Genomic DNA, 16083 nt, shown 5'->3' on the forward strand with positions numbered 1-16083 from the left:
TGGGACCCGGGTTGGGGGCCGGGTTGCGAGCCGGGTTGGGGCCCGTACGGCGGAGGCGGGGAGTTGTCGCTCATGTCGGCAAGTCTGGTACTTGCCGCTTGTAAGAAGCTAGGAGCCTGGTTGCGACCTTGTGTTATCGCACCTTGTGGGCGAGAGCCGTACACTTGGCACTCAGGAACTCAGAGTGCTAGATGGTTGCGTTCCTAAGATGTCAGAGGCAGGAGGTGAGCACGTGCTCGACGATCGGAAACTGGCGGTGCTCCGCGCCATTGTCGAAGACTACGTGTCCACCAACGAACCGGTGGGCTCCAAAGCGCTCGCCGAGCGCCACAACCTGAAGGTCTCCCCGGCGACGGTCAGGAACGACATGGCCGCACTGGAGGAGGAGGGCTACATCACCCAGCCGCACACCAGCGCGGGCCGCGTGCCGACCGACAAGGGCTATCGCCTCTTCGTCGATCGGCTCTCGCAGGTCAAGCCCCTGTCGGGGGCCGAGCGCAGGGCCATCGAGACCTTCCTGGCCGGCGCGGTCGACCTCGACGACGTGGTCACCCGCACGGTCCGGCTGCTCGCGCAGCTGACCAGGCAGGTGGCGGTCGTGCAGTACCCGACGCTGACGCGTTCGACGGTCCGGCACGTCGAGCTGGTGCCGCTGAACGACCGGCGGGTCATGCTCGTGCTGATCACCAACACCGGCCGCGTCGAGCAGCGCGTCATCGAGCTGCCCGAGGTGGTGGAGGACACCCGCATCGCCCACCTGCGCGCGGTCCTCAACGCCTGCCTCGACGGCTGCGGCCTGAGCAACGTGCCCGAGCTGGTCGCCGACCTGCCCGAGCGGCTCCCTCTCGAAGACCGGCCCGTCGTGGCGACGATCCTTTCTGTGCTGCTCGAGACACTGGTCGAGCGGCACGACGAGAAGATCGTGTTCGCCGGCGCGGCCAACCTCGCGGGCGCCGACTTCTCGATCGGCCTGCGCGACGTGCTGGAGGCCCTGGAGGAGCAGGTCGTCCTCATGAGGCTGCTCGGCGAGACATCCGCAGACACACCGTCCGCGCTCACCGTGCGCATCGGCTCCGAAAACCCCTATCTGCGTGGGACATCCGTGGTCGCGACCGGATACGGTTCAGGCGACAACCAACTGGCCCGGCTCGGGGTGTTGGGGCCCACAAGGATGGACTACCCAGTGACGATGGGCGCCGTACGCGCGGTGGCACGCTACGTCAGCCAGATCCTGGCTGCATCATAAGAGGTCGATAAGTGGCAAACAGCGACTATTACGCCACCCTCGGGGTGCGCCGTGACGCCAGTCAGGACGAGATCAAGAAGGCCTACCGCCGACTTGCCCGCGAGCTGCACCCCGACGTGAACCCCGATCCTGAGACCCAGGAGCGGTTCAAGGAGATCACGCAGGCCTACGAGGTGCTGTCCGACCCGAACAAGCGCCAGATGTACGACCTGGGTGGCGACCCCTTCGGCGGCGCCGGGGCAGGCGCGGGCGCCGGCGGCTTCGGAGCGGGCTTCCCCTTCAGCGACATCATGGACGCCTTCTTCGGCACCGCGGCCGGCGCCAGGGGGCCGCGCTCGCGTGCCCGCAGGGGACGCAACGCCACCATCCGGGTCGAGCTCGACCTGCGCGAGACGGCGTTCGGCACCACGCGCGAGCTGGTCGTCGACACGGCCGTGCTCTGCGAGGTCTGCCACGGGGCCGGGGCGGCGTCGGGCACGCACCCCGACACCTGTGACATGTGCAACGGGCGCGGCGAGATCTCCCAGGTCACCCGCTCGTTCCTGGGCCAGGTCATGACCTCGCGGCCGTGCCCGCAGTGCGGCGGCTTCGGCACCATCATCCGCCACCCCTGCCAGGAGTGCTCCGGCGACGGCCGGGTGCGCACCCGCCGTACGATCAAGGTCCGCATCCCCGCGGGCGTCGAGGATGGCACCCACATCCAGCTCGCCGGCGAGGGCGAGGTCGGCCCCGGCGGCGGCCCGCCCGGAGACCTGTTCCTCGAGATCGTCGAGCGCCCCCACGAGATCTTCGAGCGGCGCGGCGACGACCTCCACTGCACCGTGCAGATCCCGATGACGGCGGCCGCGCTCGGCACCATCCTGGCGGTCGAGACGCTCGACGGCTCCGAGGAGGTCGACGTCCGCCCCGGCACGCAGTCGGGCCAGGTCATCACCATGTACGGGCGGGGCGTGCAGCGGCTCAACGAGTCCGGCCGCGGCGACCTGCTGATCCACGTCAACGTCGAGACCCCGACCCGCCTCGAGCCCGCGCAGGAGGAGCTGCTGCGCGAGCTGGCCAAGCAGCGGGGCGAGGAGCGGCCGCCGGGCAAGTTCGCCCCCGGCCAGCAGGGGTTCTTCTCGCGGCTGCGCGACGCCTTCAACGGCAGGTGACGTGACCGTCCCGGTGTTCCTCGCGCCGGACCTGGACGGGCCCGAGCTCACGCTCGGCGGCCCGGAGGGGCGCCACGCGGCCTCCGTGCGGCGCCTGCGGGCCGGCGAGCGGATCGATCTGACGGACGGCGCCGGCGGGGTCGCCGAGTGCGTCGTCCGCGAGGTGCTGAAGGACGCGCTGCGGCTCGACGTGCTGCGCCGCTACGACGTCGAGGCGCCGCGGCCGCGGCTGGTGGTCGTCCAGGGGCTGCCCAAGGGCGACCGGGGCGAGCTGGCGGTCGAGATGATGACCGAGGCGGGCGTGGACGTGATCGTGCCCTGGGCCGCCTCGCGCAGCATCACCCAGTGGAAGGGCGACAAGGTCGCCAAGGGGCTGCACAAATGGCGCTCGACGGCTCGGGAGGCGGGCAAGCAGGCCCGCAGGTTCCACCTGCCCGAGGTCGCGGAGCCCGCCACCACCGCTCAGGTCGGGAAACTGCTGGCGGGCGCGGCGCTGGGGCTGGTGCTGCACGAGGAGGCGGCCGAGCCGCTGTCCGGCGTGGCGCTGCCCGCGTCCGGCGACATCGTTGTCGTCGTGGGGCCCGAGGGGGGCGTCTCGGAGGACGAGCTGGCCGGGTTCCGGGCGGCCGGGGCGGTGTCCGTGCTGCTGGGGCCCACGGTGCTCCGTACGTCCACGGCGGGGGTGGCGGCGGCGTCCGTGCTGCTCACGCGTACCGGACGCTGGTAGAGCCCTCTCAGGGCGTCGTGTGGGACGCGTCCACCAACGGGCTGGCCAGGTCGGTCGGGGCGTCGGTGATGTCGTCGGGCGGGCACTCGTCGGCCGGGCACGTCGTGGGCTGCAGCGTCTCCTCGACCGACGGCGACGGCGACGGGGTCGGCGAGATCGTGGGGCAGTCGGACGGCGGCTCGGCCGGCTCGTCCAGGGGCGGCGTCGGGCACTCGGTGACCGTGGGGGTGGGCGTCTGCGACGGCCTGCTCGTCGACTCCGCCCTCTTCGTGGGCCGGGGCGTCGGGCTCTTGGCGGGGGTCTCGGGGACCCACACCGGGTTCTGGTCGTGGGTCGGCTCCCTGGGCGGCGGCTCCTGGGAGCGGGTGGTGGAGGAGTTGGACGGGACCTTCGAGGTCGTCTCGCTGTCCACCCACTTGGCGGGCTGGTCGATGATGTGCGAGCGCAGGCTGGGAACAGCCATCACGATCGTCCCCGCCACCAGGACGGCGCTGGCGGCGGCCGCGCCGGCGCGCCACCAGAACAGATTGCGGACCCCGCGCCGCTCGATGCGGGTGCGGATGATCTCCAGTCCGTCCGGCGAGGGCACGACCGCGTCCGCCTCCGCGCGGAGCGCACGGCGCAGGAGATCTCCGTGCTCGTCGGGGGGCTGGATCATGACATTTTCTCCAGGACGGATCGCAAGGCGGCCATGCCACGTGCGGTGTGGCTCTTGACCGCGCCCTTGCTGATGCCCATCGCGTGGGCTATCTCAGCTTCGGACAGATCACCGTAGTACCGCAGAACCAGTGCTTCTCTCTGTCGGGTCGGCAGGGCCCGTAATGCCTCGATGACGGCGGAGCGTTCCAGCTCGCCGATCGCGCCGTTCTCGGCGCTCGGGGCGTCGGGCAGGCCCTTGGGTGCGTACTTCTCGACGACCGCGCGGTGACGCAGCACGGAACGGGACCGGTTGACGACGGATTGACGGAGGTAGGCGAGTGCCTTGTCGGGGTCACGCAGCCTGCGCCAGGCGCCGTGGATGGCGACGAACGCATCCTGCACGACTTCCTCAGCTGTTGCTGTGTCTCGCACCAGCAACACGGCAAGACGCACCAACGACCGAAAATGCGCGCTGTAGAGCGCGGTCACGGCCATGTCGGCATCCCACCCGACCGGCACCGCCCCCATCGACCTGTCGGCCAGAAGGGTTTCGGTGGTCACATCAGTGGGACGCGCGGCCTTCCCAGAGGGTTTACGCTCTTCCGGTTCTTGAGGTTTCCCCGGTTCCTTAGGGTGCATTACCCAGTCGTGTCCTCGCCAGGTGGCGCTCGCCCGACCCTGAATCGTCTCTTTTTTTGCTGAAGTGTCGCACACTTACCCTAACCGTGTGGATCTTCCTGCGCACGACACAGCGGATTACCGATTCGCAACGGGTTCCCTACGTCGGGGGTCTCGATAGGGTGGCCGGGTGAGCGAATGCCTCTTCTGCCAAATCGTCGCCAAGGAGATTCCCGCCGAGATCGTTTATGAAACCGGCAGGACGCTGGCGTTCCGCGACGTCAACCCGCAGGCCCCGACCCATGTGCTGGTCATCCCGAAGCAGCACCACCGCAACGCGGCGGAGCTCGCCCAGGCCGACGACGGGCTGGCCGACGACGTGCTCAAGACCGCCCATGTCGTGGCCGTGCAGGAGGGCGTGGCCGAGGAGGGCTACCGCGTGGTGTTCAACACCGGGCCCGGCGCCGGGCAGACCGTCTTCCACGTGCACGCCCACGTCCTGGGCGGGCGTGGCCTCAACTGGCCGCCCGGATGACATCGGCCGGGTGATATTGGGGAGAGCAATCGGGCTGGTCCCGGATACGATGGGCTCAGACGAACACCGCAAGAGACCTGGAGGCATCAGGCCGCGGGCCTGCCCATGTCCGAACTACACGAATCCCGACGTACGGCACCTCCCTCGCGCACTCAAGCCAAGGTGCTGATTCCGGACGAATACCCGATGGTCAGCCTCCTGGGCTCCCGCGACGAGCTGCTACGCGTCATCGAGGGTGCCTTCAGGGCCGACATCCACGTACGGGGCAACGAGATCACCGTCACCGGCAGCCCTGACGAGAGCGGCACCGTGGTGCGGCTCTTCGAGGAGCTGGTCGAGGTCCTGCGCAGCGGCGGCGAGCTCACCCCCGACGCGGTCGAGCGGAGCATCGCCATGCTCCGGATGACCTCCGACCGCCCCGCCGAGGTGCTCTCGCTCGACATCCTCTCCTCGCGCGGGCGCACGATCAGGCCGAAGACCGTCAACCAGAAGCGCTATGTGGACGCGATCGACCAGCACACGGTCGTGTTCGGCATCGGCCCCGCGGGCACCGGCAAGACCTATCTCGCGATGGCCAAGGCCGTGCGGGCGCTGCAGGAGAAGCGGGTCAACCGGATCATCCTCACCCGCCCGGCCGTCGAGGCGGGCGAGCGGCTGGGCTTCCTGCCCGGCACGCTGTACGAGAAGATCGACCCCTACCTGCGGCCGCTCTACGACGCCCTGCACGACATGGTCGACCCCGACTCCATCCCCAAGCTGATGGCCGCCGGCACGATCGAGGTCGCGCCGCTGGCGTACATGCGCGGTCGCACGCTCAACGACGCGTTCATCATCCTCGACGAGGCGCAAAACTCCTCGGCCGAGCAGATGAAGATGTTCCTCACCCGGCTCGGGTTCAACTCCAAGATCGTGGTGACCGGCGACGTGACGCAGGTCGACCTGCCCTCCGGCACGGTGAGCGGGCTGCGGGTCGTCCAGGAGATCCTCGACGGCATCCCCGACATCCACTTCGCGCGCCTGTCCAGCGCCGACGTGGTCCGCCACAAGCTGGTGAGCGAGATCGTGGACGCCTACGGGCGCTACGATGCCACGCAGGCCGCCCAGGAGCCCAAGAGCATCCAGCACCGGGGGAAGCGCCGACCTTGAGTATCGAGATCAACAACGAGTCCGGCGTGGCGGTCGACGAGGAGAACCTCGCCGCCCTGGCCGCTCACGTGCTCGGCGAGATGGGCATCAACCCGCTCGCCGAGCTGTCCATTGTGGTGGTCGACGAGGACGCCATGGCCGAGCTGCACGAGAAGTGGATGGGCGAGCCCGGTCCGACGGACGTGCTGGCGTTCCCGATGGACGAGCTGCGTCCCGGCGGCGGGGCACGCGGCGACTCGGAGAGCCCCGCCGACCCGGCGCTGCTCGGCGACGTCGTGCTCTGCCCGCACGTGGCCGCCAGGCAGGCGGAGGAGGCGGGCCACAGCGCGGCCGACGAGCTGGAGCTGCTGTGCACCCACGGCATCCTCCACCTGCTCGGCTACGACCACGCCGAGCCTGAGGAGCACAAGGAGATGTTCGGCCTGCAGGCCCGGCTCCTGGAGTCGTGGCAGGAGGTGCGCAACTCGAGGTGAACGCCTGGTTGCTGTCGGCCATCGCGCTCGTGATCATCGGTGGCCTGATCGCCAGCGCGGAGACCGCACTGACGCGTATCTCCAGGGTGCGCGCCGAGGAGTACGTCCGTGAGGGCCGGCGGGGCGCGGTGCGCCTGCAAGCCATCGTCAACGACCCACCCCGCTACCTCAACCTGCTCCTGCTGCTCAGGCTGAGCTGCGAGCTGGTCGCCACGGTCATCGCCACATTGCTGTTCATCGATCTCATGCACGACCAGGGCTGGGCGTACGTCTGGGCCGCCGTCGTGATGATCGTGGTCAGCTACGTCGTGGTCGGCGTCATGCCGCGTACGCTGGGCCGCCAGCACGCCGAGCCGGTCGCGCTGGCCAGTGCCCCCGTCGTCTACGGCCTGACCCGCATCTTCGGCCCGCTGCCCAAGCTGCTCATCCTGCTCGGCAACGCCCTGACCCCCGGAAAGGGGTTCCGCGACGGGCCGTTCACCTCGGAGGCAGAGCTGCGCGACCTGGTCGATCTGGCCGAGGAGCGCCGGGTGATCGAGCCGGACGAGCGCGAGATGATCCACTCGGTCTTCGAGCTGGGCGACACGCTGGTGCGCGAGGTCATGGTGCCCCGCACGGACATGGTCTACATCGAACGCGGCAAGACGATCAGCCAGGCGCTGTCGCTGGCGCTGCGCAGCGGGTTCTCCCGCATCCCCGTCGTGGGCGAGAACGAGGACGACGTCATCGGCATCGCCTACCTCAAGGACATCGCCCGCAAGATCCACGAGACCGGCGAGGGCGGGGGCAAGGAGACGGTCGAGTCGACCATGCGGTCGGCCGCGTACGTGCCCGAGAGCAAGCCCATCGACCAGCTCATGCGGGAGATGCAGGCGCGCCAGATCCACATGGCCATCGTCATCGACGAGTACGGCGGCACCGCCGGACTGGTCACGATCGAGGACGTGCTGGAGGAGATCGTCGGCGAGATCACCGACGAGTATGACCAGGAGGCGCCCCGGGTCGAGGCCATGCCCGACGGCGGGATGCGGGTGACGGCCCGGATGCCGGTCGACGAGCTGGGCGAGCTGTTCGACACCGAGATCGAGGTCGACGACGTGGAGACCGTGGGCGGGCTGCTCGCCCACGCTCTGGGCCGGGTGCCCATCGCCGGGTCGCAGGCCGAGGTGGCCGGGCTCATGCTCACCGCCGAGAGCCTGGCGGGCCGCCGCAACCGCATCAGCACGGTGGTGGTCCGCCGCGCCAAACCCGCGGAGGACGAGGCCGAACCGGCCGACGCCGAGCACGGCTGACCGGCCCATGCGGACGAAGCCGGACGAAGGTCGCAAGCGTTCTACAAGTCTTCTGCAAGCCGGTCCGGGCACTCTCTAACCACGGCATCCAGTGCGGTGGGTGTCGGAGGGGAAAGCATCCGAACGCCGGGTGGGGTTCGCGGCGGGAGGATGCTGGGGGGACGACAGTGTCCCGGCTGCCTAGCCGGTTGGGACGCAGGTCGGCGTAAAGGGTGTTCTCGTCCGGAAAACCGGATGAGGGCACCCTTTTTGCGCATTGGTGGAAGCTCCGGTGGATTGCCACATTCGTCACTTGGGGAGATTGCAATCCAGGGGGGATCATGAAACGCGAGATCATCGGCTGTGCCCTGCTGGCCGGCGTTCTGGGGGGTTGCGTTGGCGGGCAGTCGGGGAGCGCCCTCGACGCGCAAGCGACCGCGCGGCTGCGCGAGGTGCTGAGCAAGGAGCCGCCGTTGCCCGACGGGTTCACGGCCAGGCCCGAGCAGGCGTGGCAGATGCCGTTCGCGCATGCCGACAGGAACTGCAGGACCGTGCTCGAAACCGCCGGCGGGCTGGCGCCGCAGCAGGCGCTGACGGCCCAGGCGGCGGCCAGCTACCGCGGCGACGAGTTGGGGGAGCAGGCCGGGGTGGGGCTGGCCCAGTACGCGGACGGGGAGGCCGAGGAGCACCTCGACGAGCTGGCCGAGGCCCTGGAGTCGTGCCGGGAGGTGCGTACGTCCTCCGGCACCGACCTGCGCTCGCAGGAGCTCCCGGTCGAGAACGCGGCCGACGAGACCGTGGGCGCGCGGCTGAGCGGGCGCCTGAACGGCTACCCGTACGCGATGGACGTCGTGTTGTCGCGGGTGGGCGACACGCTGGTGTCGGTGGTGCACACGGGCATGAACGACGTGGACGCCGCCCGCACCAGCGAGGTGGTCGACGCGATGATCACCATGGCCAACGCATAGCCTTGTTCTCGTGACACTCGACCCTGAAGACAGCAAGATCATCACTCTGGCGCGGGCCGCGAGGGCGCGTAACGAGTCGGCCGAAGGGGCCGCCGTACGCGACGAGACCGGCCGTACGTACTCGGCGACCGACGTGGCGCTGGACGCGCTCACGCTGTCGGCGGTGCAGGTGGCCGTGGCCATGGCGGTCTCCGGCGGCGCGCGGTCCCTGGAGGCCGTGGCGCTCGTGAGCGAGGGTGCGCCGAGCGCCGCCGACGAGGCGGTGGCCGCGGAGCTGGGCGTCAAGGCGCTGCTCGTGGCCGGTCCCGACGGAAAGCTGCGGGGCTGACATGCCGATGTCGCCATTTTTGGCGAAATTGCGGGAGAAGGTTGGCTCTGACCTGCTCATGCTGCCGTCGGCGGCGGGCTTCGTGTTCGACGACGCCGGGAGGCTCCTGGTCGCCTGCCACGGCGACGTGAAGCTCTGGGCGGCGCCCGGCGGCGGCATCGACCCCGACGAGCGGCCCGAGGACGCCACCGTCAGGGAGCTGCGCGAGGAGCTCGGCATCGACATCGAGGTACGCGGCCTGATCGGCGTGTTCGGCGGCCCCGAGTTCCGCACCCACTACCCGAACGGTCACGAGGTCGGCTACGTCATCGCCGCCTACGCCTGCGCGATCTCCCCCGGTTCTGCCGCGCCGCAGCCGGACGGCGTCGAGATCAACGACTACCGGTGGGTGAGCGAGCAGGAGCTCGCGGAGCTGCCGACGACGCGCTGGACCCCGATCGCCGCGCCCCAGGCGTTCGCCTGGTGGCGTGCCCATGCCCGCTGATAGGCCACAATGCAGAATGTGACTTCGCCAGACAATCATCGCGCCGGATTCGCCTGTTTCGTGGGGAGGCCGAACGTCGGCAAGTCCACGCTCATGAACGCCCTGGTCGGCAGCAAGGTGGCGATCACCTCGTCCAAGCCGCAGACGACCAGGCGCACCATCAGGGGCATCGTGCACCGGCCCGACGCCCAGCTCGTCATCGTCGACACGCCTGGCCTGCACCGGCCGCGCACGCTGCTCGGCGAGCGGCTCGACAGCCTGGTGCTGTCCACGCTGACCGAGGTCGACACGATCGGCTTCTGCGTGCCCGCCAACGAACCGATCGGCAAGGGTGACCGCTTCATCGCCGACAAGCTCGCGGCGGTGAAGAAGACGCCGGTCGTGGCGGTCGTGACCAAGTGCGACCTGGCGACCAAGGAGCAGATCGCGGAGCAGCTGCTGGCGGTGTCGCAGGTGGGAGAGTTCGCCGCGATCGTGCCGGTGTCGGCGCAGTCGGGCGAGCAGCTCGACGTCCTCGCCGACGTGCTGATCGAGCACCTGCCCGAGTCGCCGCCGCTCTACGAGGACGGCCAGCTCACCGACGAGCCCGAGCAGGTGCTGGTGGGCGAGCTGATCAGGGAGGCGGCGCTGGAGGGCGTACGCGACGAGCTGCCCCACTCGATCGCCGTGGTCGTGGACGAGATGATGCCCCGGGAGGGGCGCGACGACCTGCTGGACATCTACGCGCACCTGTTCGTGGAGCGGCCCTCGCAGAAGGCGATCGTCATCGGGCACAAGGGCGAGCGGCTGCGCGAGGTGGGCACCAAGGCCCGCAAGCACATCGAGGCCCTGCTCGGCACCCGCGTCTACCTCGACCTGCGGATCAGCGTGGCCAAGGACTGGCAGCGCGACCCCAAGCAGCTGCGGCGGCTGGGCTTCTACGACTGATCGGATCCGCCCCGGGGGCGGCGGATCAGCGTCAGGACGGACGGTACGGCGGCTCAGGAGCGGCGGACCAACGCCAGGACGGACAGCACGACGACCGCCACCGCGCACCCCATGGCCGCGAACCAGCCGAACTGGACCGTCGGCCCGATCGACAGCACCTGGCCCAGGTCGAAGGAGAGCCGGTCGCGGACGCCGCTCCCGTCGGTCATGAAGAGCACCAGCACCGCCACCGCCACCGTTCCCGGGAGGGCGGCCAGAGCGGCGAGCCTGGGGCGGGTGAGCAGGCCGGCGACGCCGCAACCCAGCGCCACCAGGCCCGACACCAGCGTGTAGACGCCGTACGTGTCGTCGATGCCCCGGATGTCGTTGGCCAGCCCGCCGCCGATCAGCTCGCTCCGCACCTCGAGCCCGGCCCACGGCAGGACGGCACAGAACACCAGCAGCGCTCCGGCCACCACCACGGCCAGGGCGTAGCCACGGCGGGCGGTGGGCTTGGCGGGGGCGGACTGGAGGTAATCGGCCACACGATCACTGTAAGCCTGGCACGCGCCTCCCACCACCGTACGCAACGGGGTCGTCACCATTGCCGCGTCTCCTTAGGACTCGGGGGTGAGGGTGGTGTGTTCGCCCCATTCGAGGCGGGAGCGGAGTTGGACGGCGTCCGTGGCCAGGGCGGAGACGAGCGTGCCCCCACCGGCCAGGGGCAGGACGGCGACGCCTTCGGCCACGATCGGCTGCTTGGCGGACGTCGTGAGGAACGTGGTGCCGACGCAACGGGCGGAGCCGTAGACGGCCGGGGAGGTGTCCACGGCCGGGTCTCCGACAGTGAACTCCTGCCGGATCACCGGGCGTCCGTCGCACGTCGCGTCGAAGCGGGCGTAGCACCGCCCTGAGACCTCGCCGTGGCGGCCGAAGACGATCTCCTCGCGCCACAGCACCTCGGCGTCCGGCGCCAGTTCGAGACGTACCAGGAGTCGGTGATCGCACCCGGCGGCGAGCACCGTGGGCTCCGGGGTGAAGCGGAGTGTGGCGCCTGCCGCCACCCGGGCCGTGATCAGCATCTCGGACGTGCCGTCGCCCGGCAGGACCAGAGTGCTGGCGACCGAGCCCAGCTCCAGGGTGGTGCGCGGGGCGATGTCCAGGTCCAGGGACAGGCGGTCGCCGCCGAGCGGGCCCGCCGCCGTGGAGATGAGGTGCACGGTGTACGGGCCCGTCTGGCGCAGGGTCAGCGGAGGTGCCGAGGCCAGGCGGGGGATGAGGGTCCGGCCGTCGGGGGAGGAGGCCGTCGCGACGGCGGCGCTCGCCCTCATCCCCCGGCGGCCGGACCGGGCGCCTGCAGGCGTCGGGAGAGGTGCGTTGGGTCGGGTGTCGGCGGATGCCAGGAGGTGCGGGTCTGGTCGGGCGTTGGTGGGTGTCGGGACGTGTGGGTCGGGGCGGGCGTCTGTCGGCGTCAGGAGGTGGGGGTCGGGCCGGGTGATGGGGGGCATCAGGAGACGGGGGTCGCGTGGGTATGGGACCAGGCCGTCACCTGGTCGGAGACCCAGGAGGCGACCGTGGCGGCGGTGGGGTCCTGCCTGATCGAGGTGAACAGCACCGGCCTGTCCCCGCGTACGGCCGCCGCGTCGCGGTCCATCACGCCCAGGTCGGCGCCCACCATCGGGGCCAGGTCCGTCTTGTTGACGACCAGCAGGTCCGCCGTCGTCACCCCCGGACCGCCCTTGCGCGGCACCTTGTCGCCGCCCGACACGTCCAGGACGAAGATCTGCCTGTCCGCCAGCCCCCGGCTGAACGTGGCCGTCAGGTTGTCGCCGCCGCTCTCCACGATCACCAGGTCCAGCGGGCCGAAGCGGTGCTCCAGGGTCTCCACGGCGTCGAGGTTCGCGGCGATGTCGTCGCGGATGGCGGTGTGGGGGCAGCAGCCGGTCTCGACGGCGAGGATGCGTTCGGGGTCGAGCACGCCCGCCCGGCGCAGGAAGTCGGCGTCCTCGGTGGTGTAGATGTCGTTCGTCACCACCCCCAGGGACAGCGACGGGCCCAGCGTCCGGCACAGCGCGGCCACCAGGGCCGTCTTGCCGCTGCCTACCGGGCCGCCGACGCCCAGCCGCAGCGCCCGTCCGCGGCCGTCCGGGGCGTGGTGGTGGTCGTCGTGATTGGCACCCATGTGGTGATCCCTTCCTTATGAGACGAACATCCTGACCTCGGCCCGCGCGTGCTGCTCGGCCAGGAGGTCAAGGGCTGGGGACGAGTGCGCGGGCAGCGCCTCCCAGGGGGAGCGGCCCGCGTCCGCGGCGGCGCGGGAGGCCACCGCGGCGAGGTCGGGGGCGAGATCGGCCAGGAGCCCGTGCACGGCCACCGGGTCGAGGCCCAGGAGCCGCACCGCCGCCGTGGCCGGGCCGCTGATCGCGTGGTACGCCGCCGCCATGGCCGCCTCCCCGGCCGTGGCGCCCGCCGCGTGGGCCACCGCCCCGAGGGCGATGGGGTGATGGGGGCTTGGTACGGCTCGCGCCAGCTCCTCCAGCACCGGTGACGGCCACATGCGGCGGGCGACCCTGAGGAGGAGCCGCCCCTGGGTCCTGGACGCGTCCCGCTGGGCGGGGGCGGCGGTCCTGGCATCGGCCTCGGCGTCGAGCAGCACCCACGGCGACTCGGGAGCTTCCTGCGCGGTTCCGGCCTCGGCCCGCCGCCCGGCTGGAGTCTCGGCTCGCGGCTCGGACGACGGCTCGGCACTCGGTTCGGATGGCGGTTCGGCGCTGCCTTCCGTTCCCGAGGGTGCGGTGTCGAGCGTCGACTCCGTAGAGGTGCCGCTGGTGGCGCCGGCGGTGGTGCTCGGGTTGTGGGCCGGTCGAGGTGCCATGGGTGAGGTCAGCGGGGTGGATGGGGTGGCTGGGGTTGCGGGCGGGGTGGTGGTGAGGGCTGGAGGTGCGCTGGTGGTTGGGGAGGTGGCGGCCTGGGTGCAGGCCGCGGCTGTCAGGGTGGCGGCGACTGCGCCGGCCGTGTGGAGGCGGCCCCTCAGGAAGTGGGCCAGTGAGGGCACGTCGTGGACCGCTCCCGCCGTGATGGCCCGTTCGGTGCCGCCCGAGTGGGCGTGGCCGCCGGCCGGTAGGCGGGAGTCGGTGAGGAGGAGCAGCGCGGGGTTCATCGGGATCAGAAGAGGAAGTAGCGCTGGGCCATCGGGAGGCTCGCGGCGGGGGCCGGTTCGACGAGGTCGCCGTCGATGCGGACCTCGAACGTGTCGGGCGCCACCTCGATCCGGGGCATGGCGTCGTTGAGCGGCATCGAGGACTTGTCGCGCCGCCGTACGTCCGCCACCGGAGCCAGGCGCCGCCGTACGGACAGCCGGTCCGCGAGGCCGGAGTCCAGGGCCAGCGGGGCGACGAAGTGGAGCGAGGTGGCGGCGGCGGTCACCGGTGAGGCGCCGAACATGGGACGGGGCAGCACCGGCTGCGGCGTCGGGATGGAGGCGTTGGCGTCGCCCATCTGCGCCCAGGCCACCACGCCGCCCTTGAGCACGAGGTCCGGCTTGACGCCGAAGAACGCCGGGTCCCAGAGGACGAGGTCGGCGAGCTTGCCGCGTTCGACGGAGCCGATCTCGCCGTCCAGCCCGTGGGCGATAGCCGGACAAATCGTGTATTTCGCGATGTAGCGGCGGGCTCGGAGGTTGTCCGCAGGACCGCCCAGCGACCCCCGGCGGCCCTTCATGACGTGCGCCGTCTGCCACGTACGGATGATCGTCTCCCCGATCCGCCCCATCGCCTGCGCGTCCGAGCCGATCATCGAGATCGCCCCCATGTCGTGCAGCACGTCCTCGGCGGCCATCGTGGTCGGCCGGATGCGCGACTCGGCGAACGCCAGGTCCTCCGGGATCGACGGGTTGAGGTGGTGGCACACCATGAGCATGTCGAGGTGCTCGTCGAGCGTGTTGACGGTGTGCGGCCGGGTGGGGTTGGTGGAGGAGGGCAGGATGTGGGGGTAGGAGGCGACGCGGATGATGTCTGGCGCGTGCCCGCCCCCGGCCCCCTCGGTGTGGTACGCGTGGATCATCCGATCCCCGACGGCCTTCAGCGTCGACTCCACGAACCCCGCCTCGTTCAGCGTGTCTGTGTGCAGCGTCACCTGCACCCCCGACGCGTCCGCCACGCTCAGGCAGGCGTCGATGGCGGCCGGGGTCGAGCCCCAGTCCTCGTGCAGCTTGAAGCCGGAGGCCCCGGCCTCGAGCTGCTCCATCAGGCCGTCCGTGGAGACCGTGTTGCCCTTGCCGAGCAGCGCGAAGTTCAGCGGGTACGCGTCCAGCGACTCCAGCATCCGGCCCAGGTACCAGGCCCCGGTGACGGTCGTCGCCTTGGTGCCCTCGACGGGGCCGGTGCCGCCTCCGACGATCGTGGTGACGCCGGACGCGATCGCCTCGTCGAGGACCTGCGGGCAGATCAGGTGGACGTGCGAGTCGACGCCCCCGGCGGTGAGGATCTTGCCGTTGCCCGCTAGCACCTCCGTGGACGGCCCGATGACCAGGTCGACGCCGTCCATCGTGTCGGGGTTTCCGGCCTTGCCGATGGCGTAGATGCGGCCGTCGCGGATGCCGACGTCGGCCTTGATCACGCCCCAGTGGTCGAGGATCACCGCGCCCGTGATGACCAGGTCGGCCGCGCCCTGCGCCCGGGTGGTCCGCGCCTGCCCCATGGACTCGCGGATGACCTTGCCCCCGCCGAACACCGCCTCGTCGCCCGGCCCGGCGGGCCCGATCGACAGGTCCTCGGTGACCTCGATGAACAGGTCGGTGTCGGCCAGCCGGATCTGGTCGCCGACCGTGGGGCCGTAGAGCGCCGCGTAACGGGCGCGCGAGATCTCAGCCATCGAGCGGCCCCGCCCACTCCGGCCGCAGGCCGGGGACGATCCGGTTGCCCGCCAGCGGCACGAGCGTCACGTCGCGCTCGACGCCCGGCTCGAACCTGATCGCTGTGCCCGCCGGCACGTCCAGTCGCATGCCCCAGGCCGCCTTCCTGTCGAACTCCAGCCCCGGGTTGGCGGCCGCGAAGTGGTAGTGCGAGCCCACCTGCACCGGCCGGTCGGCCGTGTTCACCACGCGCAGCGTGCGGCGCTCGCGCCCGGGGTTGAGCAGGTGAGTGCCCTCGGGGTGCACGTACTCGCCCGGGATCATGGGATCGGCCTGTGTACGGTGACCAGCTTCGTGCCGTCGGGGAACGTGGCCTCGATCTGCACGCTCTCCAGCATCTCCGGCACGCCCTCCATGACGTCGGTCCGATTGAGCACCGATCGTCCGGACTCCATCAGGTCGGCCACGGAGCGCCCGTCCCTGGCACCCTCCATGAGGAACGACGCGATGATGGCGGTAGCCTCGGGGTGGTTCAGGCGCAGGCCCCTGGCCTGCCGCTCGCGCGCCACCCCGGCGGCGACGTGGATGAGCAGCCGTTCCTGCTCGTGTGAGGTAAGCCGCATGGCCGGACCATAGGAACCGGCGGTTTCGTGGCTGTTGCCGGCGCATGTCGTGTTGGTTTCGCGCTGTTAGTCAATCCCCGTATGTCGGATTAAGTGCATTTGTGAACTCTTGGCAA

20 protein-coding genes are annotated in these 16083 nt (G+C 70.7%); 11 read left to right on the forward strand and 9 right to left on the reverse strand.

The window, feature by feature from the left end; translation table 11 throughout:
* The first annotated feature begins 232 nt into the window (after positions 1–232).
* The 3 genes from hrcA to ABZS69_RS17480 are packed head-to-tail and all read left to right on the forward strand — an operon-like array spanning position 233 to position 3124.
* Positions 233–1246 (forward strand): heat-inducible transcriptional repressor HrcA, encoded by a 1014-nt coding sequence (hrcA, locus tag ABZS69_RS17470; protein ID WP_355373404.1) that lies wholly within the window; start codon positions 233–235, stop codon positions 1244–1246.
* 11 nt (positions 1247–1257) lie between these two features.
* Positions 1258–2397 carry a molecular chaperone DnaJ gene (dnaJ, locus tag ABZS69_RS17475; RefSeq protein ID WP_355372881.1) on the forward strand — a complete coding sequence of 380 codons (1140 nt, stop codon included), beginning with the start codon at positions 1258–1260 and terminating at the stop codon, positions 2395–2397.
* 1 nt (position 2398) lies between these two features.
* Positions 2399–3124 carry a 16S rRNA (uracil(1498)-N(3))-methyltransferase gene (locus ABZS69_RS17480; protein WP_355372883.1) on the forward strand — a complete coding sequence of 242 codons (726 nt, stop codon included), beginning with the start codon at positions 2399–2401 and terminating at the stop codon, positions 3122–3124.
* Between the two features lie 7 nt (positions 3125–3131).
* Here the strand turns inward: ABZS69_RS17480 and ABZS69_RS17485 are convergent, their stop codons facing one another.
* Positions 3132–3782, reverse strand: a complete 651-nt coding sequence (locus ABZS69_RS17485; RefSeq protein ID WP_355372886.1) for a hypothetical protein — start codon at positions 3780–3782, stop codon at positions 3132–3134.
* Positions 3779–4291, reverse strand: a complete 513-nt coding sequence (locus ABZS69_RS17490) for a SigE family RNA polymerase sigma factor (protein ID WP_138671480.1) — start codon at positions 4289–4291, stop codon at positions 3779–3781. The genes ABZS69_RS17485 and ABZS69_RS17490 overlap by 4 nt, the downstream gene beginning before the upstream one ends.
* A gap of 280 nt (positions 4292–4571) precedes the next feature.
* Here ABZS69_RS17490 and ABZS69_RS17495 point away from each other — a divergent pair, with 280 nt between their 5' ends.
* The 8 genes from ABZS69_RS17495 to era all read left to right on the forward strand — a co-directional run bounded on the left by ABZS69_RS17495 (position 4572) and on the right by era (position 10513).
* Entirely contained in the window at positions 4572–4916 is a 345-nt protein-coding gene (locus ABZS69_RS17495) for a histidine triad nucleotide-binding protein (protein WP_355372889.1), read from the forward strand.
* A 105-nt stretch (positions 4917–5021) separates the two neighbouring features.
* Positions 5022–6062: a PhoH family protein gene (locus ABZS69_RS17500; protein WP_355372892.1), complete on the forward strand. Its 1041-nt coding sequence runs from the start codon at positions 5022–5024 to the stop codon at positions 6060–6062.
* Positions 6059–6535, forward strand: coding sequence for an rRNA maturation RNase YbeY (gene ybeY / locus ABZS69_RS17505; RefSeq protein ID WP_355372894.1), 477 nt, complete (start codon positions 6059–6061; stop codon positions 6533–6535). Before ABZS69_RS17500 ends, ybeY begins: the two co-directional genes overlap by 4 nt.
* A complete protein-coding gene (locus ABZS69_RS17510; RefSeq protein WP_355372896.1) occupies positions 6532–7827 on the forward strand; it encodes a hemolysin family protein in 1296 nt (431 codons plus the stop codon). Before ybeY ends, ABZS69_RS17510 begins: the two co-directional genes overlap by 4 nt.
* Before the next feature lie 320 nt (positions 7828–8147).
* Positions 8148–8774 (forward strand): hypothetical protein, encoded by a 627-nt coding sequence (locus ABZS69_RS17515; RefSeq protein WP_355372899.1) that lies wholly within the window; start codon positions 8148–8150, stop codon positions 8772–8774.
* Between the two features lie 10 nt (positions 8775–8784).
* On the forward strand, positions 8785–9102 hold the full coding sequence (locus ABZS69_RS17520) for a cytidine deaminase (RefSeq protein ID WP_355372901.1): 318 nt from the start codon (positions 8785–8787) through the stop codon (positions 9100–9102).
* Between the two features lie 28 nt (positions 9103–9130).
* Positions 9131–9586 carry an NUDIX domain-containing protein gene (locus ABZS69_RS17525; RefSeq protein ID WP_355372903.1) on the forward strand — a complete coding sequence of 152 codons (456 nt, stop codon included), beginning with the start codon at positions 9131–9133 and terminating at the stop codon, positions 9584–9586.
* 9 nt (positions 9587–9595) lie between these two features.
* The gene (gene era, locus ABZS69_RS17530; RefSeq protein ID WP_355372906.1) at positions 9596–10513 is read left to right on the forward strand and encodes a GTPase Era; all 918 of its coding nucleotides are present in this window, start codon (positions 9596–9598) and stop codon (positions 10511–10513) included.
* 53 nt (positions 10514–10566) lie between these two features.
* Here era and ABZS69_RS17535 read toward each other — a convergent pair whose 3' ends face one another.
* The 7 genes from ABZS69_RS17535 to ABZS69_RS17565 form a co-directional block, all read right to left on the reverse strand.
* Positions 10567–11037, reverse strand: a complete 471-nt coding sequence (locus ABZS69_RS17535; RefSeq protein ID WP_355372909.1) for a hypothetical protein — start codon at positions 11035–11037, stop codon at positions 10567–10569.
* 72 nt (positions 11038–11109) lie between these two features.
* Positions 11110–11823: an urease accessory protein UreD gene (locus tag ABZS69_RS17540; RefSeq protein ID WP_355372911.1), complete on the reverse strand. Its 714-nt coding sequence runs from the start codon at positions 11821–11823 to the stop codon at positions 11110–11112.
* Positions 11824–11999: 176 nt separating this feature from the next.
* Positions 12000–12674, reverse strand: a complete 675-nt coding sequence (gene ureG, locus ABZS69_RS17545; protein WP_355372913.1) for an urease accessory protein UreG — start codon at positions 12672–12674, stop codon at positions 12000–12002.
* 15 nt (positions 12675–12689) lie between these two features.
* The gene (locus tag ABZS69_RS17550; RefSeq protein WP_355372916.1) at positions 12690–13652 is read right to left on the reverse strand and encodes an urease accessory UreF family protein; all 963 of its coding nucleotides are present in this window, start codon (positions 13650–13652) and stop codon (positions 12690–12692) included.
* 5 nt (positions 13653–13657) lie between these two features.
* Entirely contained in the window at positions 13658–15364 is a 1707-nt protein-coding gene (locus ABZS69_RS17555; protein ID WP_355372919.1) for an urease subunit alpha, read from the reverse strand.
* The gene (locus ABZS69_RS17560) at positions 15357–15668 is read right to left on the reverse strand and encodes an urease subunit beta (RefSeq protein WP_355372922.1); all 312 of its coding nucleotides are present in this window, start codon (positions 15666–15668) and stop codon (positions 15357–15359) included. The genes ABZS69_RS17555 and ABZS69_RS17560 overlap by 8 nt, the downstream gene beginning before the upstream one ends.
* Positions 15665–15967 carry an urease subunit gamma gene (locus ABZS69_RS17565; RefSeq protein ID WP_355372925.1) on the reverse strand — a complete coding sequence of 101 codons (303 nt, stop codon included), beginning with the start codon at positions 15965–15967 and terminating at the stop codon, positions 15665–15667. Before ABZS69_RS17565 ends, ABZS69_RS17560 begins: the two co-directional genes overlap by 4 nt.
* Between the last annotated feature and the right edge of the window lie 116 nt (positions 15968–16083).

Origin of the sequence: Nonomuraea sp. NPDC005650 (assembly GCF_040605375.1) — a bacterium.
Classification (GTDB): domain Bacteria; phylum Actinomycetota; class Actinomycetes; order Streptosporangiales; family Streptosporangiaceae; genus Nonomuraea.